At 65.7% G+C, this 20,300-nt stretch carries 14 protein-coding genes; 4 read left to right on the forward strand and 10 right to left on the reverse strand.

All coding sequences use genetic code 11. The annotated features are described in order from the left end of the window. Positions 1-85: 85 nt before the first annotated feature. The 5 genes from CRO75_RS25825 to pbpC all read right to left on the reverse strand — a co-directional run bounded on the left by CRO75_RS25825 (position 86) and on the right by pbpC (position 4,881). Positions 86-643: a DUF4136 domain-containing protein gene (locus CRO75_RS25825; RefSeq protein WP_007928685.1), complete on the reverse strand. Its 558-nt coding sequence runs from the start codon at positions 641-643 to the stop codon at positions 86-88. Positions 644-826: 183 nt separating this feature from the next. Further along, complete coding sequence (locus CRO75_RS25830) at positions 827-1,438, reverse strand: DUF4136 domain-containing protein (RefSeq protein WP_007928684.1); 612 nt, start codon at positions 1,436-1,438, stop codon at positions 827-829. Between the two features lie 12 nt (positions 1,439-1,450). Beyond that, a complete protein-coding gene (locus CRO75_RS25835) occupies positions 1,451-2,200 on the reverse strand; it encodes a methyltransferase (protein WP_007928683.1) in 750 nt (249 codons plus the stop codon). Continuing rightward, positions 2,200-2,502, reverse strand: a complete 303-nt coding sequence (locus CRO75_RS25840; protein ID WP_053259493.1) for a MazG-like family protein — start codon at positions 2,500-2,502, stop codon at positions 2,200-2,202. The genes CRO75_RS25835 and CRO75_RS25840 overlap by 1 nt, the downstream gene beginning before the upstream one ends. Before the next feature lie 66 nt (positions 2,503-2,568). After that, entirely contained in the window at positions 2,569-4,881 is a 2,313-nt protein-coding gene (gene pbpC, locus CRO75_RS25845) for a peptidoglycan glycosyltransferase PbpC (RefSeq protein ID WP_256596239.1), read from the reverse strand. Positions 4,882-5,098: 217 nt separating this feature from the next. Here pbpC and CRO75_RS25850 point away from each other — a divergent pair, with 217 nt between their 5' ends. Then, positions 5,099-5,392, forward strand: a complete 294-nt coding sequence (locus CRO75_RS25850) for a hypothetical protein (protein ID WP_007921634.1) — start codon at positions 5,099-5,101, stop codon at positions 5,390-5,392. 80 nt (positions 5,393-5,472) lie between these two features. On the opposite strand, the gene CRO75_RS25855 is transcribed toward CRO75_RS25850, so the two are convergent. Further along, the gene (locus CRO75_RS25855) at positions 5,473-10,377 is read right to left on the reverse strand and encodes an alpha-2-macroglobulin (protein WP_097139108.1); all 4,905 of its coding nucleotides are present in this window, start codon (positions 10,375-10,377) and stop codon (positions 5,473-5,475) included. Positions 10,378-10,555: 178 nt separating this feature from the next. Here CRO75_RS25855 and CRO75_RS25860 point away from each other — a divergent pair, with 178 nt between their 5' ends. Next, a complete protein-coding gene (locus tag CRO75_RS25860) occupies positions 10,556-11,902 on the forward strand; it encodes an MATE family efflux transporter (protein WP_097139110.1) in 1,347 nt (448 codons plus the stop codon). Positions 11,903-11,962: 60 nt separating this feature from the next. Here CRO75_RS25860 and speA read toward each other — a convergent pair whose 3' ends face one another. From speA to CRO75_RS25880, 4 genes are all read right to left on the reverse strand, one after another. Next, the gene (speA, locus tag CRO75_RS25865) at positions 11,963-13,876 is read right to left on the reverse strand and encodes an arginine decarboxylase (protein WP_087092546.1); all 1,914 of its coding nucleotides are present in this window, start codon (positions 13,874-13,876) and stop codon (positions 11,963-11,965) included. A 223-nt stretch (positions 13,877-14,099) separates the two neighbouring features. After that, positions 14,100-14,471, reverse strand: a complete 372-nt coding sequence (locus tag CRO75_RS25870) for a translation initiation factor Sui1 (protein WP_007921638.1) — start codon at positions 14,469-14,471, stop codon at positions 14,100-14,102. A gap of 203 nt (positions 14,472-14,674) precedes the next feature. Further along, positions 14,675-15,211 (reverse strand): NUDIX hydrolase, encoded by a 537-nt coding sequence (locus CRO75_RS25875; RefSeq protein WP_007921639.1) that lies wholly within the window; start codon positions 15,209-15,211, stop codon positions 14,675-14,677. Between the two features lie 3 nt (positions 15,212-15,214). Next, the gene (locus CRO75_RS25880) at positions 15,215-16,282 is read right to left on the reverse strand and encodes a DUF2333 family protein (RefSeq protein WP_097139112.1); all 1,068 of its coding nucleotides are present in this window, start codon (positions 16,280-16,282) and stop codon (positions 15,215-15,217) included. Between the two features lie 292 nt (positions 16,283-16,574). On the opposite strand from CRO75_RS25880, the gene CRO75_RS25885 reads away from it, so the two are divergent. Both CRO75_RS25885 and CRO75_RS25890 read left to right on the forward strand, forming a co-directional pair. Then, positions 16,575-18,239, forward strand: coding sequence for a PleD family two-component system response regulator (locus tag CRO75_RS25885; RefSeq protein WP_097139114.1), 1,665 nt, complete (start codon positions 16,575-16,577; stop codon positions 18,237-18,239). Between the two features lie 52 nt (positions 18,240-18,291). Then, the gene (locus tag CRO75_RS25890; protein ID WP_097139116.1) at positions 18,292-20,256 is read left to right on the forward strand and encodes a methyl-accepting chemotaxis protein; all 1,965 of its coding nucleotides are present in this window, start codon (positions 18,292-18,294) and stop codon (positions 20,254-20,256) included. The last annotated feature ends 44 nt before the right edge of the window (positions 20,257-20,300 follow it).

A 20,300-nucleotide genomic window follows, 5' to 3' on the forward strand; every position in this document is an offset into this window, starting at 1 on the left:
GGCGACTTGCCAGCGCTGTGTTTGGGCAGGGTGCCGTTGGGGTAAGGGCCCGTGTAGCCCTCGCCCCGTGGTGGAATGCAGCGACTTACCTGGGCGGGTAGTTCGCCAGAATCCGGCCGACGGTCTCCCTGATCGCCGTGCTGCGATCGGCGGGATTTGGCGTGCTGCTGAGTATCTGCTCGTCGCTGCCGCGCCACACCAGCTTGCCGTCCTTGCCATCGAGCAGGTCGATCTGGATGGTGGCGACCTTGTAGGTGATGTTGCGGGTTTCGTTGTACATCGGCGCCCCCCAGTAGCCGTTCCACGGGCCACCCCAGCCGCCGCCGTAATTGGTGGTGACCTGTTGCTGGCGGTTCTCGACAATCAGGTAGGTCTGGACGTTGAGATCAGCCTTTTTGCCCGCCGCGGCCGGCCGCAGGCCGCGCTGGTCGAGCTGATCGCTGACGGCCTGGCGGATGCGCTGCTCGGTGAGGTCGCTCTTGATCCGCGGATCGTCGGGGCGGTATTGCAGGGCGGGTTCCTTGAAGCTCCAGCTGCGATAGGCCGCGAAGTCGCGGCTGGCGTCGAAGTCATGGTTGACCTGGTTGGCGGCGCAGGCGCTGAGCAGCGCGGCCAGGGCCAGTAAAGCAAGAGGGCGGAACATGATGTTTCTCCAGAAGAGCAAATGCACCTGAAGGGATGTCGCTAGGGTCTATACGAAAAGTCGGCGAGCGAAGGTCAGGCAAGGCAAAAACAGGCGAGGAAGCGGAGTGTAGGGGCCTACATGAGCATTCCGAGCCTGTTTTTAACGCAGCATGACCGAGCGCAGCCACTTTTCGTAGAGAGCCTAACTAGGAGGATACGCCGCCATGGCCTTTTCCACAGCCTCGCGCAGCGCATCGGCGCGCTCGCTCAGGCTGCCCTGGCTCGAGGTTTCCGCGCTGGCGCTCCACACCGGCTGGCCACTGCGGCCGTCGAACAGGTTGACCCGTACCACCACGACTTCCACCTCGTAGGTACGCACCACCGGCACTGTGTTGTACATGCCATAACCAGGGCCGTAGCGGTTGTAGCCATATCCTCCGTAACCGTAGCCGTAGTCGTCCTGGACCTGGCGCAGGCGCTTTTCCAGGTGCAGGTCGGCGCTGACCCACAGGTCCGCCGGACGGTTGTCGTGCAACGGACGCAGGCCGCGCTGGTCGAGAGCGTTGCTGACCGCCTCGGCGACCTGCGCCGAATCGGCCCAGGCCGAGCCATTGGGCAGGCGCCCGTTGCGCCAGGCCCAGCTGCGATAGCGCCCGTAGTCGCGCTGGGGCGCCGGATAGGCGCTGCGGTCGAAGGTGCCGGCCGCCTGCGGGGGCGCCGGCGGCAGTGGATTGGAACTGGCGACATAGGGGTTGGGGCTCTGGCAGGCCGCCAGCCCCAGGCACAGCACAAGCAAACCAGCGTGGCGTTTCATTTCGAGCTCCGCTCAGACCGGACGACAAATCCAGTGCAGGTAACGCCCAAGCCCGGCAAAGCTTGGGTGACGACGATGGGCCAACTCCATTTCCAACAGATCCAGCAACTCGGCGCGGGCCTGGAACTCCACCGGCATGTAGTCATGGAAAACCCGCACCCCGCTCTGGGTTTCGACCCGCCACAAGCCGTCGAGTTGCGCCGCCAGTTCCCGCGGATCGAGGGGCTGTTGCGGGGTCAGGCTCTGCTTCTCGCCGGCCATGTCGTTCTTGCGCATCTTGCGAAAGTGGCCCTTGAGCAGGTTGCGATAGATCAGCGCATCGCGGTTGTAGAACGCCAGCGACAGCCAACCGTCCTGGGTAGTCAGTTGATGCAGCACCGGCAGGATCGCGTGGGGCTCGGCCAGCCATTCCAGCACCGCATGGCACAGCACCAGGTCATAGGGCTCGGTGAGCTGGCCCAGCAGGTCCTGCCAGGGCGCCTGGATAAAGGTCGCCTGCTGGCCGGCCTCGGCGAAGCGCTGGCGAGCGCCCTCGAGCATCGGTTCGGCCGGTTCGGCCAGGGTCACCTGATGGCCACGCTGGGCCAGCCACAGCGACATGTGCCCCAGCCCGGCGCCGATATCCAGTACCCGCAGCGGGCGGTCCGGCAAGGCTTCGGCCAGGTCGGCCTGGAGCACCGCCAGGCGGATCGCGCCCTTGGCGCCGCCGTAGATCTTTTCGGCGAAACGGGTCGCCAGCTGGTCGAAATGACGGTCGCTCATCAGCCGAACCGCCGTTCGCTGTCGGCTAGCTTGCTGCGCACCACCTGCTCCAGGTCCAGGCCCAGTTCGCTGCACAGCAGCAACAGGTAGAGCACGATGTCACCGACTTCCTGGCCGGCGTGGGCCAGCTTGTCGGCCGGCAGTTGCCGCGACTGGTCTTCGCTCAGCCACTGGAAGATTTCCACCAGCTCGGCCATCTCCACGCTGGCGGCCATGGCGAGGTTCTTCGGGCTGTGAAATTGCCGCCAATCATTGCGGTCGCGAATGGCGTGCAGGCGTTGGGTCAGTTCGTCTAGGTTCATCGGGGTCTCCTGAAGGCGTATAGCTTCGGGGGGATGGCGGATGAAGGCAAGGCCCGCACCGCCCCCTCAATCGATAACGCTGAACTCAACCCGCGCCGTCTGCCCGCCTTCGTCCAGCACGCTGAGTTGATATGGCCCCAACCGTTCGAAGCTAGCGTTGATGCTGTCCTGGTTGGCACTCTCGCCCAGCGGCTCGCCGTTGACGAACCACCAGCGCCGGCCGCTGCCGCCCAGGGCCGACAGCTTGAGCCGCAGCAGTTCCTGGCTGGCCGCCGGGCGGCGCAAGCGATCGCCCTCGCGCACGCCGACGATGGACAACGGCGCCGCTGCCGCCAGGGCCGGCCCCGGGCACTCCGGGTCGTTGGCCGGCAAGCGCGCTTCACGCCGTTCGATGCGCGGCAGCCAGGGCTCCAGCGGCGCCGGCCACAGCGCGATATCCCGCGCCTGCGCCCCCGGACACTTGGCGTCGACCCGCAGGCCCTTGGCATTGACCCAGACTTTTTCCAGCAGGCCGACGCCCAAGGGTTGATCCGCCGCCTGCAAGGTCGGCGGCGTGGTGCCGTCCAGGGTCCAGGCGAAACGCTGGCGGCGGCAGTTCGGATCGCTGCGGCTCATGGGCTGGCCCAGGGGCCAACAGATCGCCGCCACCCCGACATTCATCGGCACCGGCTGCACCGGCGCGCTGATACCGCGCTGGCTGTCGCGGTTGATCAGCACATCGTGCACTTGCAGCATCAACGGCGCTGCCGAAGCCAGGCCGAACTGCCCCGGCACCGGGGTGCCGTCCGGACGGCCGATCCAGATGCCGATCAGGTAGCGCGGCCCGACGCCAATCGCCCAGGCGTCGCGAAAGCCGTAACTGGTGCCGGTCTTCCAGGCCAGCACCGGGCGCTGTACCAGCTCGGCTCGCGGGTCGCGGTCCGGGCGCGCCTGGCCGCTGAGAATGCGCCGCACGATCCACGCCGAACCGGGGGACAACAGCGGCCGCTCGCGCAACTCATCGTCCGGTTGCAGGCGCAGGCTCGCGCTCTTGCCGCCACGGGCGAAGGCGCTGTAGCCGCTGACCAGATCCTCCAGGCGGCTGCCGGCGCCGCCGAGAATCAGCGCCAGGTTCGGTTCCGCCAGCGCCGGCAGGGTCAAAGGCATGCCGCCGATGCGCATCTCGGCGGCAAAGCGTTTCGGCCCGTAGGCTTCCAGCAGTTGCACCGCCGGCAGGTTCAGCGAGGTGGCCAGGGCGGTGCTGGCCGACACCGCGCCGCTGAAGCCCATGGAAAAGTTGCCCGGCCGGTAGTCGCCATACCGCCGTGGCACGTCCTGCAGCAGCGATTCGGAATGGATCAGCCCGGCATCCAGCGCCATGCCATAAAGGAAGGGCTTGAGGGTCGAACCCGGCGAGCGCATGGCGCTGATCATGTCCACATGGCCGAAGCGCCGCGCGTCGTTGATATCCACCGAGCCCAGGTAGGCACGCACGGCCATGGTCTGCGCCTCGACCACCAGGATCGCCGCCGAGGTGTGTTCCGGCAGGCGCGCGCGCCAGCCCAAAAGCAGGTCTTCCAGGCGCCGTTGCAGGTTGGCGTCCAGGGTGGTGCGGATCAGCGGTGGGCTGTCCGGGCGGTTCAGTCGGCGCGCCAGCAGGGGCGCCAGGCTCGGCTCCAGCCGCGGCGCCAGCAACAGGGGTTCCTGCAAGGCTTCGTCTACCGCCGACTGCGGCCAGACCTGGAACTGCGCCAGGCGCTGCAACACCTTGTCCCGGGCCGCCTGTGCCCGTGCGGCCTGCCGGTCCGGGCGCAGCCGGCTCGGCGCCTGGGGCAACACCGCCAGCAGCGCCGCTTCGGCGTGGGTCAGGTGCTGCGGCGACTTGCCCAGGTAAGCCCAGCTGGCCGCGGCCACCCCTTGCAGGGTGCCGCCGAACGGCGCGCGGTTGAGGTAGAGCGTGAGGATCTGCTGCTTGCTCAGGTGCCATTCCAGCTGCGCGGTGCGCCACAGCTGGCGCAGCTTGCCGTGCCAGGTTCGCGAGTGCGGATCGAGCAGGCGCGCCACCTGCATCGACAGGGTGCTGCCGCCGGACAATACCCGTCCGCCCGTGAGGTTCTGCCAGGCGGCACGCGCCAGCGCCATCGGGTTGACCCCGGGATGGCTGTAGAACCAGCGGTCTTCGTAGGTCAGCAGCGCGTCCAGGTAATAGGGCGAGACTTCGTCGGTGCGCACCGGATAACGCCAGACGCCATTGGCATCGGCAAAGCGCCACAGCGGCGTGCCATCCTCGGCCAGCACCACCCGCGCCAGGTCATCCTTGGGCAGCGGCAGCGGCCAGATGCGGTCGGCCAGCCAAAGCCCGGCCCACAGCAGCAACAGGCCACCCAGCACGGTCCGCAGGATGCGCCAGCCTCGGCGACCGCTTGGTTGCGGCGATGGCAAGCCGGGCGACTGTGCCTGGCCAAATATTCGCCACCAAAAACTGCGCAGGCGCGATGCAACTAATCGAAAAATCAAACCCGCGAACCTCTATGCTTGGAACGGAACTCGCCAGCGCGATTGATGGCCAAAGGCTCAGGTCTGGCAAGCACGCCAACTTTTTCATCAGGATGCACGCATGCAGGTAGAAAGCTTTTTTGAATGGCTCGGCCAGGCGCTGGGCTCGGTCATACGGTTTATCGTCGATGGCCTCAGCGGTCTGTTCAACGCCCTGACCAACGCTGGCGGCAACTTTATCGACGGCTTGTCGCGGGCGCTGGGCATGGACACCTCGATCATCAGCATCATCACCCTGATCGTCGGGCTGATGCTGCTGTACTCGGCGGTCCGCGCCTTCATGCGCGCCTCGATCGTCATGGGCATCATCTGGCTGCTGCTGGGGTTGTGGCTGCTGAGCTGGGTGGTGCATTGACCGATAGACGACCGCTGCGCGGTCGTATCGCGAGCAAGCTCGCTCCTACATAAGGAACGCGCTTGCCGCGATCACCCTTCTCAACGCCCCTTGATCACCATCTCCGGCAGGGTTTCACCCACGGCCTGCCAGTTCGGCCGGTACATCGACTCCACTTGCGGCGGCGGCACACGGTAAGTGCCGGGCGTGACGGCGCGTGCCAGGTACAGCAGGTGCGTGACGCTGTCGTAGCCGTCCAGGTTCAGCGCCGCCACGTAGCGGTCATCGCGGAACTCCTGGTGCTTGAGGCTGGCGTTCTGCATCGACTCGCGCCATTCCTTGACCTGGCTGCTGGCGTTTTCCAGGCTGGCGGCGCTCTGCGCCAGGTTCTGGTTTTCCAGTTCCAGGCCGGCCGGCAGCAGGTCCACCACCAGGGCATCCGGCACCCGTTGCTTGGCGCTGACCGCCAGGTGCACCAGCACCAGGTCGCCGCTGCCCAGGGCCCGCAGGTTCAGTGGCTGGCCGTTCATCCCCAGGTATTCGCGCCGAATGCTCAGGTTCTCGCCACCGGCCAGCGGCGCGTGCTGTGGATAACCGGAAATGGTCAGTTGCTGGTACACCGGCTCGCTGCCCTGATTGCTGATCGACAACGGCGACGCCAGCAACGCACCTTCCAGCTTCAGCCCCGGCTGGCTGTTGTTCAGCTCGCGGCTTTCGGCGCCACTGCTCAGCTGGGCGGTCCAGTTGGCTTCCGGCTTGCCCAGCAGGCCGCGACCGGCGAGGAACAGCGAGTTGCGCTCCTGGGTCGACAGGTACGGGCTGGCCGCCAGTTGGTCGGACAGCTCGAACAGTCGCTCCTCGCGCTTGCCCTTGGCCAGGTCGTTCTCTTCCAGCAACGCCAGGATCAGCGCCTGATCCCGTAGCGGGCTACCGTAGTCGGCCAGCCAGTCCTTGCTGTTGCGCGAAGCCGCGAGGCCCGCGGTCAAGGCCTGCTCGGCCCGTGGCTGATCGCCCATTTTCTGCAAGGCGATGGCCAGCTGTACCAATGGCAGGCCGGAGCGCGCATCGGTACGCCGTTCGAACAGGCTGCGCAGCGCGCCCAGCGGCGCCTGTTGACTGCGTGCCAATACCAGAGCGGCATAGGCCTGTACGGCAAAGCGCGTGTGCTCGGCGTTTTCGCTGTAGTTGACCTCGATCAGGTTGCGCTCCTGCAGGTAACGCAGCAGGCGTTCATTGGCCTTCTTCAGCGCCTCGGCCGGCACCGCGAAGCCCTGGTCGCGGGCGCGCAGCAGGAAGTCGGTGACATAAGCGGTCAGCCAGTATTCCTCTTCGCCGTCCGCGCCCCACAGGCCGAAGCTGCCGTTGTAGCGCTGCATGCCCAGCAGGCGTTCGATGCCCAGCTCGATCTTGCGCTTGCGCTCGGCATCCGGCTCGCCTTCCAGGCCCAGGCGTTTCAGGCTGACGGCATCGGCGTACAGCGCCGGGTACAGGCCGCTGGTGGTCTGTTCCAGGCAGCCGTAGGGGTAGGCCTTGAGTGCGCGGATCTGCTCGCCGAGGTTCAGCGGCGGCCGGCTCGACAGGCTCAGCAATGCTTCACGCCCGGCCGGCTCGAACGCTGCCAGCTCGCCTTCCGGCAGGCTCCATGGCTGATCCTTGAGTACCGCGCGGTAATGCCTGAGCAACGCCGGGTAAGCCGGTCGCACCCCCAGGGTCCATTCGCGGCTGAACGGTGGCAGGCTCTCGCCCGGTAGGTCCAGGCCATTGACCAGCACCTTGACCTTGCCCTGGCCGAAGCCGCCCAGCGCCCGCACCGGAATCCGCAATGTGGTGCGCTGGCCCTGGGTCAGTTGCACGCTCTGACGGGTTTCGTTGACCAGCGCCAGCTGGCCTTCGGCGCTCAGTTGCACATCGAGTTTCTGCGCCTTGCCCGACAGGTTGGACAGGTCCAGCGCCAGGGTGGTCTGGTCGCCGCCGGCGAGGAAACGCGGCGCCGACAGTTCGGCGATCAGCGGCGCGGCGATCACCGTCTTGCCTTCGGCCATGCCGTAGCGCTCGTCGGTCCAGGCCTGGGCCATCAGGCGCAGTTCGCCGTTGAAGTCGGGGATGTCGACGCTGACTTCACCTTCACCCTGCTCGTTCAGGGTCACCGGCGCGCTTTGCAGGGCGACGATGGTGACGCTGGTGTCCGGGCGCTTGCCGCCCTTGGCCAGCGCCGCGTCGCCACCGAAAGCCAGGCTGGCCAGGCGGCCCTGGCCGGCTTCGATCAACTGGCCGTAGATATCCAGCTGGTCGGCGCCATAGGCCTTGCGCCCGAACAGGCTGGAGTACGGGTCCGGGGTCGGGTATTCGGTGATGTTGAGGATGCCCACGTCCACCGCCGCCAGCAGCACATAGGCTTGCTTCGGCACGCTGCCATCGGCGTTCCTGGCCTGGATCTTCACCTTGAGCGGCTGCTTGGGGCGCATTTTTTCCGGCGCCGTCAGGGTCAGGCCGAGCTTGCGCTGGGTACGATCCAGGGGCAGGTGCAACACGCCCACCGCGCGTTTCGGGGTGATGTTGGCCTTGCGCTCGCCGGGGCGGATCACCAGCGCACTGACGTACAGGTCGTGGCGCGCCCATTTCGGATCGAGCTTGACCGCATAGCTCTTGCCTTCGGCCGGTACGTCGATTTCCTGCCACCACAACGGACCGTCGCTGGACTCCACCAGCAAGTAGCCCTTGCCGGCGGCCGGCGGAGTCACCGTGACATTGGCGGTGTCGTCGTCGCCATACAGCGGTTTGTCCAGCGCCAGCTTGACCTGGTCGGGCCGCACCGCGCCGCCTTCGGCGTTGTCCTGGGTGCGATAGCCGGCCCAGAAACGCAGGCTGCTGACCAGCCCGGTCTGCGGGTCCTCGACCTCGACGCGATAAGGGCCCCACTCCACCGGGAAGCTGACCTTCGCGGTATCGCCGGCCTTGATGCTCAGGACCTGTTCGTCCTGGGTGAGGAATTTCTCGTTGAAGTGATAACTCCAGCCGTCGCTTTCCGAGTAGTTCCAGTAGTAGTCGCGGCGCTCGCGCACCAGGCGCACCTTGAGGTTGTCCGCGGCCAGCTTCTGGCCTTCATTGTTGGCCACCAGCAGCTCGAACTCGGCCGGGCCGTCGCCGTCGGTTTCCGCGCCGTCGAACAGCGCACGCAGCCCCGGCAACCTGTCCGCCGGCCATACCGGCAGCACCACCCGCCGGGTGATCGGGCGACCGCCCGACTCCTGCAGGCTGCCCTGGACGATCAGTTGCAGCGGCGAACGGGCCTCGGCCCATTTGCTTTCCAGGGCGATCAGTTCTTCGCCGTTTTCATCCAGCGTCGACTCCTCTATCTCCAGGTCCTGGCTCAGCTCTTCTTCGGTGACCGAGCCGAACTGGTAGCCCGGCAAGGCCTTGACCGCCTCGCGCAGCGGCCGCACGTAGATCTGGCCGCTCAGGCGATTGCCGGCGGCCGGGGCGCCATACAGGTAACGACCGTTGACGCTGATCTCGACGGTCTCGTCCGGTTTGAGCGGTGTGTCGCTGCCCTTGAGTTCCAGCGCCAGGCGCTCGGGCAGGAAGTCTTCCACGAGGAATTCGTACAGTTGCGGCTTGCCGTCGCCGAGGTCGAACACCAGTTGCCAGCGCCCGGTCGGCGCTTCGCCGGCCAGTTGCAACTGGTACTGATAGAGCCCCGAGGCATCGGCGTCCCAGACGAACTTGCGGCTGACCTGCTCATCCGGCCGGCGCACTTCGACGCTCACCGGCTGCGGCTTGACCGCATTGCCGTCCTTGTCCCGCAGCAGCGCATTGAGCAGCACGGTTTCGCCCGGGCGATACAGGTCGCGAGGGCCGAACACGAAGAACTGCAACGGATGGGGCTGGGGGCCGCCGATATTGAATTCGGCCAGGTCCAGGGCCGCGCCGTTCAAGCGCAGCAGACTGGTCTGCTCGCCCTGGTGGGCCAGCAGCACTTCGGCTTTCTTCGGCAGCGGCAGCTCGGCATGGCCGCCCTTCTCGGTCTTGCCCTGGCCGAGCACGCGGCCTTCGCCGTCCAGCAGCTCCAGGCTGACGCCGTCCAGCGCCTTGCCGCCTTCCAGGGCCTGGGTGAAGACATCCAGGCGGTTCTGGTAACGGTGCACCGACAGGCCGATGTCGCTGAGGGTGAACAGGGTCGCCGGTTGCGAATAGTTGTAGGTGCCCGAGGCACGCATCACCGCCAGGTACACGCCCGGCTGTTGCAGCGGCTTGAGCCCGGCGATCGGCAGCAGCAGGGTTTCCCGGGTATTGCGCGCCGGGTTGAGGTCGAAGCGGCCGCCATACACCAGGTCGGCCATCGGCAGCAGTTCACGGGACTCGTAACTGTGCAGGCTGTTATTGCGCCCCCATTGGGCGAGGAACATCGGCAGCGATTCGGGCTTGATGCGGAAGAACTCGACATCGACCTTGTCGACGTTCAGCGCGATCACCGGCAGGCCTTCGGCGAGGCGGGTCGGCAACAGGGTGCCGCGGCTGGCGAACCCGACCGTGGCCTGCAGGTCGCGGGTTTCCAGGCGACTGACGTATTCGGCGGCCAGGGTCGCGTCGTTCACCGCGCGCAGCCCGGCGTCGACGGTCAGCACCAGTTTGCGCTGCGGCTCCAGGTGGCGCAGGCGCAGTTCCATGAAGTTGTCCGACAGCTCCCAGGCGCCGTCGACCTTGCCGCTCTTGCTGTCCACCAGGTGCAGCTTGTCGGCGAACTTCTGCTGCGGGTCCAGGGGCACCGAGAAACTCACCGACAGGGTGCTGGCCCCGTCGAGCTGCACCTCGGACACGTCCACCACGTTCAACTCGCGACCGGCGTAGCGTTGCTTGAGCACAGCGACATCCTGCACGGGCCGGGCCTTGGCCGCGGGCACTGCCGCTGTCGGAGCCGAAGGGGGCGCCGCCTTGTCGGAGGTCGAGGAATCGCAAGCGCTCAGCAAGGCCAGCGCACAGGCCAGGAACAATCCTTTGTTAAACATGGGGCACTCATTGGCAGGAGTATCGAAGGGTTGAACTATATCTCACCGCCGTCCGGCTGGCTGTGGCGCAGCGCACATTGATCGACTGAGGGCGGCCTCTTTGTAGGATTCGGGCCGTGATCGGGATCGCATGGCCGGGCGGGCAAGCGGCTACAATGCCCGCTCTCAAGGAGCCTGCATGTCCAGCCTGATTTCTGCCTGGCGCCACCGTCCGACTCATGCTCGGGTGTGGGCGCTGGCCGCGCCGATGATTCTTTCCAATATTTCCGTGCCGCTGGTGGCGCTGGTCGACAGCACCGTCATCGGCCATTTGCCCCACGCCCACCAGCTCGGCGCGGTGGCGGTCGGCGCCAGCCTCTATACCTTCCTGGCCTGGGCCATGGGTTTTCTGCGCATGGGCGCCACCGGCTTTGCCGCCCAGGCCGCCGGGCGCGCCGACGGTGCGGCGCTGCGGCAGATCCTGGTGCAAGGCCTGCTGCTGGCCATGGGGCTGGCCCTGCTGCTGGGCGCCATAGGCGTGCCGCTGAGCGGCGCGGCCTTGCAACTGATGCAGCCTTCGGCCGAGCTGGACGAAATGACTCGCACCTTCTTCCATACCCGCTTGCTCGGGCTGCCGGCGGCGCTGGCCAGCATGGCCCTGGTCGGCTGGTTCCTCGGTACCCAGAACGCCCGGGCGCCGCTGGCGATCCTGCTGAGCACCAACCTGATCAACATCGCCCTCAACCTGTGGTTCGTGCTGGGCCTGGACTGGGGCGTGGCCGGCTCGGCCAGGGCCTCGGTGATCGCCGAATGGACCGGCGCACTGATCGGCCTGGCCATGACCCGCCCGGCCCTGCGCGCCTATCCGGGGCGGATTGCCTGGGCGGCGTTGCAGCGCTGGGCCAGCTGGCGACCGTTGCTGGCGGTCAACCGCGACATCTTCATCCGCAGCCTGGCGCTGCAATCGGTGTTCTTCCTGATCACCGTGCAAGGCGCGCGCCTGGGGGACGCGACCGTGGCCGCCAACGCGCTGCTGCTCAACGGCCTGCTGCTGACCGCCCACGCCCTGGACGGCCTGGCCCACGCGGTGGAAGCCCTGTGCGGCCACGCCATCGGCGCCCGCGATCGCCTGGCGCTGCGCCGTTCGCTGGTGGTGGCCGGCGGCTGGTCGCTGCTGGCCAGCCTCGGTTTTGCCGTGCTGTTCCTGTGCGCCGGGCACCTGTTCATCGAGATGCAGACCGACATCGCCGAAGTGCGGCAGACCGCCTTCACCTACCTGCCCTACCTCGCCGCCCTGCCGCTGATCGCGGTCTGGAGCTACCTGCTGGACGGCCTGTTCATCGGCGCCACCCGCGCCCGGGAAATGCGCAACGGCATGCTGCTCAGCGTACTCATCACCCTGCCCTGCGCCTGGGCCTTGCAGGGGCTGGGCAACCACGGGCTGTGGCTGACCTTCCTGCTGTTCATGCTGGTGCGCAGCCTGACCCTGCTGGCCTTCGCCCTCGGGCTGCGCCGGCATGACGGCTGGTTCGCTCCGGCCCGCTGAAGATTCCTGCGGGCATAAAAAAACCACCGCAAGCGGTGGTTTTTTCGAACGGTCGACCTATCAGGAAGACAGGTACGACGAGCGGGTCAGGCCCAGACGCAGGGCGTCGAGGAACTGGGTACGCTCGCTGGCGCTGATCTTCGCGCTGGCCACCTTGTCGCGGTAATGAGTCATCAACTCCTCCGGCGACAAGTGCACGTAACGCAGCATGTCTTCGATGGTGTCGTGGGTCTCGATCCCGGCGTGGTACACGGTGCCGTTCGGGTTCTGGTAGATGTTCACCGAGTCGGTATCACCGAACAGGTTGTGCATGTCGCCGAGGATCTCCTGGTAGGCACCGACCAGGAACACGCCCAGCAGATAGTCCTCACCCTCGTTCAGGCCATGCACCGGCAGGCTGGTCTCGATGCTCTGCTCGTCGACATACTGGTTGATCTTGCCGTCGGAGTCGCAGGTCAGGTCTTGCAGCACGGCGCGGCGCAGCGGCTCTTCGTCCAGGCGATGCAGCGGGATGATCGGCAGGACCTGGTCGATGGCCCAGGTGTCCGGCAGGCTCTGGAACACCGAGAAGTTGCAGATGTACTTGTCGGCCAGCTTGTCGTTGAGTTCGTCCAGCACCTGGCGGTGCGAGCGCTGGCGCGCCTTCAGCGAGTTGTGCAGGCGCCGGCACACGGCGAAGTAGCACTGCTCGGCCAGGGCTTTCTCGGCCAGGGTCAGCTTGCCGTCGGCGTACTGGGCGGCCACGTCGCTCATGTAGTGGGTGGCACGCCAGTAGGTTTCGGTGACCATCTCGATATCGGTCGGGCCCAGCAGGTCCACCAGCCATTGCACGGTTTCCGGCAGGCTTTCCTTGTTCTCGATCAGCGGCACGTCGTCGTTGTGTTTCTCGACATCGGTCACCTGCACCACCAGCATGGCGTGGTGCGCGGTCAGCGAACGGCCGCTTTCGGAGAAGATGTGCGGATGCGGCAGGCTCTGCGCGTCGCAGAACTCCTTGAGCATGCCGACCACGACACCGGCGTAGTCATCCATGTCGTAGTTGATCGAACTGGCATTGCGCGAGTGGGTGCCGTCGTAGTCCACGCCCAGGCCGCCGCCGACGTCGATGTGATCCACCGGCAGGCCGAGGTTGCGCAGCTCGCCGTAGTAACGGATGGCTTCTTTGAAGCCGTGTTGATAGTCCGCCAGGTTGGCGATCTGCGAGCCCATGTGGAAGTGCAGCAGGCGGATGCCCTGGTCCAGGCCGGCGCCGCGGAAACGCTCGACCACCGACAGCAACTGCGCCGCCGACAGGCCGAACTTGGATTTCTCGCCACCGGTGTCGGCCCACTTGCTCGACGCCAGGGACGACAGGCGCACGCGCAGGCCGACCTGCGGCTTGACCTTGAGCGAGGCGGCTTCTTCGATCACCAGGGCGACTTCGGACTCCTTCTCGATCACGATGAACACGTTGTGGCCCAGCTTCTGGCCCATCAGCGCCAGGCGGATGAACTCACGGTCCTTGTAACCGTTGCAGACGATGGTGCCGCCTTTCGGCGCCAGCGCCAGCACTGCCAGCAGCTCGGGCTTGGAGCCGGCTTCCAGGCCGATGGAGACGTTCTGGGTGGCGATGATGTTCTCGATCACCGCTTCCTGCTGGTTGACCTTGATCGGGTACAGCGCGGTGTACTGGCTCTGGTATTCCAGGCGCTCGATGTTGGCGTCGAAAGCACCGGTCAGCTGGCGCACGCGGTCCTGCAGGATATCCGGGAAGCGCACCAGCAGCGGCAGGGACAAGCCGCTCTTGCGCAGCTCCTCGACTTGTTCGAACAGGTCGATGGGCGAGCTGTTCGGGCCGTTCGGACGAACTTCGACGCGACCGGCGTCATTGATCGCGAAATACCCGGCCCCCCAATGGCGAATCCCATAAACACTGCGGCTGTCCGCAACTGTCCATTGGCTGCCATCGTCTTTGCGTGTGCGTCGTACGGACATCGAAGTCCCCTATAAAGAAGTCATAGAGCGCCACCCCGGTCCGGGGCTGGCGCAGTCTAAAGAATGAAAATGACGATTAGCCTGCAACGAGGACGTAGACCTCGGTTACAGCGCTGAGTTTAGAAACCGGTCATGAACAGGCTCTGTGAAAACCATGAAGACGACGGCGAGCCTGAATCGGATCAGGGCTGCATCAAGTCGGGGGTGGTTTTCACAGAGGCTGCTAGCCGCCGGACTTCTTCGCCTTGAAACCGTGCTTGATCAGCTCTGCCAAGAGTAGCTCGACATGATCGCCCTGGATCTCGATGACGCCGTCTTTCAGCGCGCCACCGGTGCCACAACGTTTCTTCAACGTGGTCGCCAGTTCCTTGAGCGCGTCTTCGGCCAACGGCACGCCGGTGATGGTGGTCACCGTCTTGCCGCCACGGCCCTTGCTTTCGCGACGCACGCGAGCGATGCCGTCGCCGGCAGGGATAACGGTTTGTTTGCAGATGCAGGCTGCCACCGGCTGGCTACAGTCCGGGCAATGTCGACCTGCGTCGGTGGAAAATACCAGGCCACCAAGGGCGGCGAAGGATGCGGCTTTTTTGGCCACCGGCAATCCTCTTGGGAGGACAAAGACTGGTCGAAGCACATGGCCTGTGCCATCGACCGCGAAGCCCCACTCAGGCAGGGGCAGCGCTACTGGACCGGTGCGCTTATATAAGAAGCAACGCCGGCTCAGCTTGAAAAAGGTCGCGCAGTGTAACGGCAAAAAGCCGACTTGCTAAGAGCCTAACCGCGCCAATTTATACAACTTTAGCGACGCCGCGCCAGATAGCGCTGCAAGGCCGCCAGGGAGTCCGGGCAATAGGGCTTTTCGGTGATTTCCCGCATCACTTCGTCGATCGCAATGAAGCGCGCTTCCAGCACCTCTTCCGGCTGCAGGCGCAGAGGCCCGTCCCAGACCGCCGAAAAGGCCGAGCACCAGAGGCGATTGTCGGTGTCTTCGAAAAAGAAATGGTCATGGGCGGTCAATTCCACCCCGCTCACGCCCAATTCTTCCTCCAGCTCCCGGGCCGCCGACTCGGCGTAGCTTTCGACGGCCAGCACCATGCCGCCCGCGGCCACGTCCCAGTAACCGGGATAAATGGCCTTGCTCAGGGTGCGCCGATGCACGCACAGCTCACCGGCGGAATTGAACAGCAGGATATAGGTACCGCGCCCGATCAGGCCGCGCTCGCGCAACTCCGAGCGTGCCAGCGTGCCCAGCAACTGGTCTTCGCCATCGACCCAGGCGACTTGTTCGGCATCGGAGGCCGCGCGGTGCGCGGCCTCATTGGAGGTAACCACCATGAATCAACCCTGATTGAGCAATTGACGCAAGTCGATGACAGCCGCGTTGGCCCGGGAAATATAGTTGGCCATGACCAGCGAGTGGTTGGCCAGCACGCCGAAGCCGCTGCCGTTGAGAATCATCGGGCTCCAGATCGGCTCCTGGGACGCCTCCAGTTCACGGATGATCTGGCGCACGCTGACGGTGGCGTTCTTCTTGGCCAGCACGTCGGCGAAGTCGACCTCGATGGCACGCAGCAGGTGCGACAGGGCCCAGGCCTGGCCGCGCGCTTCATAGAACACGTTGTCGATCTGCATCCAAGGGGTTTCCACCACCTCTTCGTCGACCTGCGGCGACTGGCCCGGTGCCGGGGCTTCGGTTTTCAGCGCGGTGTTGAGCTTGACCCGGCCGACGCTGGCCGACAGGCGCTGGGACAACGAACCCAGGCGGGTCCCGACATCACCCAGCCAGTTGTTCAGGTTGTCGGCACGGGCGTAGAACAGCGCGCTCTTCTGCTCCGGATCGGACAGGCGCGCCTGGTAGCGGCTCAGGGAGTTGATGCCTTCCTGGTACTCGGACTCGCTGGACGGCAGCACCCAGCTCTTGTTGTCGAAGTTGAAGCGCGGCTCGGCCTTGGCCAAGTCGGCGTCCTCGGCGGACTGCGACTGGGAACGGGCGAAGTCCTTGCGCAGGGCGCGGGTCAGGTCGCGGACCTGCACCAGCACGCCGTATTCCCAGCTCGGCATGTTGTCCATCCACAGGCCCGGCGGGAAACGGTCGTTGGAGATATAGCCGCCCGGCTTGGTCAGCAGGGTGCCGGCCACGGCCTTGAGGGTTTCCACCGTGGTGTAGCCCACGACCATCTGCTTGCCTTCCTTCTCGGCGGCAATTTGCGCGCCTTGCTGGACGGGGAACAGCGACGGTTCCTGGCTCCAGTACCAGCCCAGGGCGCCGGCCACCAGCAGGTACAACCCTACCAGGGTGCCCAGGGCGCGGCTGAACAGCAGGCCACCAAAGTAGCTGCGTGTCGCCGACTTGGGTTCGGCAGCACGATCCGGCGCGCTGCCCGCGCGGTTCTTCCAGTCCAGCATGGCTATATCCTTTCAATCACTTGGGTTCATCGGTTCGACCACAACCCTACTCCATCGTGCCTCGAACCGAACGGATTAAAAATCATCCGCCGCGCAAGGCGCCACATGCCGGGTGTACATCGAGCGGCCACTATAAATGAAGCACAGTTCAGAACCTATGCGACCAGTCGGTCGGGAACTGAATAAGGTCGCTTTGCAGATTGTTGACGTACGACACTCGTACAACCCATAAGAGGTGCTAGCATAGAGCCACCAGTCGATCTCAGCATGCACCCTAACTAGTAGTCAGGATATGACCGAGCCAGAAGACCCCAGCCGTGAGCGCCTCAAGCACCACTTTGCCCAGCGGGTCATTCACCAGGCTCGTCAGATCCTCGAGATATGGCAGCGCCTGCAGCGCAGCGAATGGTCGACCGCCGACATGTCCGAACTCAGCGAGGCCAACCTGCGCCTGCTGCGTTTCGCCGAACGTTTCGAACAACCCGAACATACCCAGCTGGCACGCAGCATCAGCGACTCGCTGGAGGCGGTGGACGCCAACCGCGGGCGCCTGAGCAGCGGCCTGATCACCGACCTCAACCGCCTGATGCAACGCCTGTCGCGCACCGGCCTGCGCCATGGCGACCAACTGGAACAGACCTTCCTGCCGCCCCTGCGCAAGCCGATCTACGTGATGCTGCAAGACCACGATCGCGGCGAGCGCCTGGCCAAGCAGCTGGAATTCTTCGGTCTCAGCGCCCAGTCCCTGGACAGCATCGCCGCGTTTCGCGCCTCGATGGTCGAGCGCCTGCCGGCGGCGATCGTCATCGACGTCGACTTCTGCGGCAACGGCATGGGCCTGCAACTGGCCGCCGAAGCCCAGGAAGGCCTGGAGCAGAAGCTGCCCCTGCTGTTCTTCAGCCTCCACGAAACCGACACCCCGACCCGCCTGGCCGCCGTGCGCGCCGGCGGCCAGGAGTTCCTCACCGGCACCCTGGAAGCTTCGAGCCTGCTGGAGAAGATCGAGATCCTCACCTGCGTCGCCCAGTACGAACCTTACAGAGTGCTGATTATCGACGACTCCCGCGCCCAGGCCCTGCACACCGAGCGCCTGCTCAACAGCGCCGGGATCATCACCCGGACGCTGATCGAGCCGATCCAGGCCATGGCCGAACTGGCCGACTTCCAACCGGACCTGATCATCCTCGACATGTACATGCCGGCCTGTACCGGCACCGAGCTGGCCAAGGTGATCCGCCATAACGACCGTTATGTCAGCGTGCCGATCATCTACCTGTCGGCCGAAGACGACCTGGACAAGCAGCTGGACGCCATGAGCGAAGGCGGCGACGACTTCCTGACCAAACCGATCAAGCCGCGCCACCTGATCACCACCGTGCGCAACCGCGCCGCCCGCGCGCGCAACCTCAAGGCGCGCATGGTCCGCGACAGCCTGACCGGGCTGTACAACCACACCCATATCCTGCAACTGCTCGAAGACTGCAGCTTCCGCGCGCGCCGCGAAAACAAGCCGCTGAGCTTCGCCATGCTCGACATCGACCACTTCAAGCGGGTCAACGACAGCCACGGCCACCCCATGGGCGACCGGGTGATCAAGAGCCTGGCGCTGTTTCTCAAGCAACGCCTGCGCAAGACCGACTTCATCGGTCGCTACGGCGGCGAAGAATTCGCCATCGTCATGCCCGACACCGACCTGGAAGCGGCCTGCAAGGTGCTGGATGAAATCCGCCAGCGCTTTGCCGAAATCCATTACCCGGCCCAGCCCCAGGACCTGTGGTGCACCTTCAGCGCCGGAGTGGTCGAACTGCGGGAAGACTCCGACAGCCTGATGATGGCCAGCCAGGCCGACGAAGCGCTCTACCGCGCCAAGGACAGCGGGCGCAACCGGGTCCAGGCGGCGCGCCATCAAAGCGCCACTTTTTCACCAGAATCCACCGGTTCGGTCATAACCTTGTAATACAAACGCAATAAATTCAGGCGCTTACCATTCAAGTCGTTGGTAGGACGCGATGCGCCTGAAGCTGCTGACCAATCTCAATACCCTGCTATTAGTTGCCGTTTGCCTGGCCCTGGGTGCAACGCTCTGGTGGTCGCAACGCGCCCTCGAGCGCCCCTACCTATTGATGGAGCGCTACCTGGGGTTGTCCCAGCAGTTCCAGAACCAGGCGGCGCGCAACATCGAGGACTACCTGGCCAGCGGCGACGCCCTGCGCCTGAGCAGCGCCAGCCAGGCCATCGAAACCCTGCAAGCCCAGCTCGACGAACTGCCCGCTGAACTGGCGCAAAGCCTGCGCCCGAGCCTGTCGGGCCTGGCCGAGTTCAGCAAGACCGACCTGCTGGCCGCCGGCAAACTGGCCGGCGATCCGCAAGCGCTGCTGCTGCAGGCCGAGCGCGAGCTGGGGGCCAGCCTCGAACAACTGAGCCAGTACGCGACCGGAGCGGCCAGCAATCCTAGCGCCGCGACCTACCTGCCGTTGCTGCTGACCGCCTCCCAGCACCTGGGCAAGCTGTCCTTGGCCCGCGACAAACTGGTGAGCAGCGGCCGCAGCGAACTGGCCGCCGATGTCGAGCGCGAAGTGAGCAACATGCGCGCCCAGGCCGAGCAGCTGGAAACCCTGCCGTTGCTGGGTGTCGCCGCCAGCAATGCGTCGAATACCGATGACTTCGCGGCCATGATGGGCCTGGAGAACACCGAGAAGGCCGCCGCCGAAGACGCCGGCATCGGCCTCAAGCGCGAACTCAACAGCCTGCTCGGCCGCTACCCCGCCGAGCTGAACCGCACCCGCGAACAGATCCAGAAACGCGCCGACCTCAGCGCCGCCACCCACCTGAAAATCACCGCCGTGCAGCAGGCCATCGCCGAACTGGAACCGGTGGTGCGCGCCCAGCACGGGCAGATCCAGGGCGAAGTGCGGCTGATGCAGGGTTTGATGATCGGCCTGATCCTGCTGATCGCCCTGCTGATCGACACCTTGCAGCGTCGGCTGGCACGGGTCCTGACCAACCTGGCGCCGGCCCTGTCGACCTGGGCCGAAGGCGATTTCAGCCGCGACATCCAGCTGGGCCGGACCAACCGCGAACTGCACGACATCGAAGAATCCCTGAACCGCCTGCGCGCCTACCTGGTGGACCTGGTGGGCACCATCCGGCAGAACGCCGAACAGGTCGCCGGCAGTAGCCGCGCCCTGGCGGAACTGAGCAGTGGCCTGCACGGCGGGGCCGAGCGCCAGGCCGGCGACACCGCGCAGATCCGCGACGCCCTCGGCGAACTGGAAGCGACCATCCAGCAAGTCGCCGGCGATGCCAGCCAGGCCGCCGATGCCAGTCGCAGCGCCGGAATGGCGGTGGAGCAGGGGCAGAAAGTGATCGGTCTGAGCCTGACCGGGTTGCATGCCCTGGTCGGCGAAGTGCAAGGCAACGCGCAGATGATCGAACAGCTGGCCGAAGAGTCGGCGACCATCGGCGGCGTGCTCACGGTGATCCGCTCCATCGCCGACCAGACCAACCTGCTGGCCCTGAACGCCGCCATCGAAGCCGCGCGGGCCGGGGAAATGGGCCGCGGTTTTGCCGTGGTCGCCGAAGAGGTGCGCTCCCTGGCCCAACGCACGGCGGGTGCCACCGCCGAGATCCAGACCCTGATCGCCGGCCTGCAGGCCGCTGCCCGGCAATCGGTGGAAGGCATGCGCGCCCAGGTCGAACATGCCGAAGCCACGGCCAGCCAGGCCCAGGCCGCCGACGGTGCGCTGGATGAAATCGTCGGGGCGATCCAGACCATTTCCGACACCGCCATCCGCATCGCCGATGTCACGGCCCAGCAAAGCGGCGCCGTCAGCGAAATCCGCGACCACAGCGAGCGCATTCATCAATTGGGCGGGGATAACCTGCAACGCATCGGCGAAGGCCGCGAACAAGGCGAAAACCTGCTGGCCCTGGGCGGCCAGCTGCACACCGCCGTCCAGGCCTTCCGCGTCTAACCCTGTAGCCCTGTAGCCGCTGCCGAGCCTGCGAGGCTGCGATC

It is taken from the genome of Pseudomonas sp. LAMO17WK12:I10 (genome assembly GCF_900215185.1).
Taxonomy (GTDB): domain Bacteria; phylum Pseudomonadota; class Gammaproteobacteria; order Pseudomonadales; family Pseudomonadaceae; genus Aquipseudomonas; species Aquipseudomonas chlororaphis.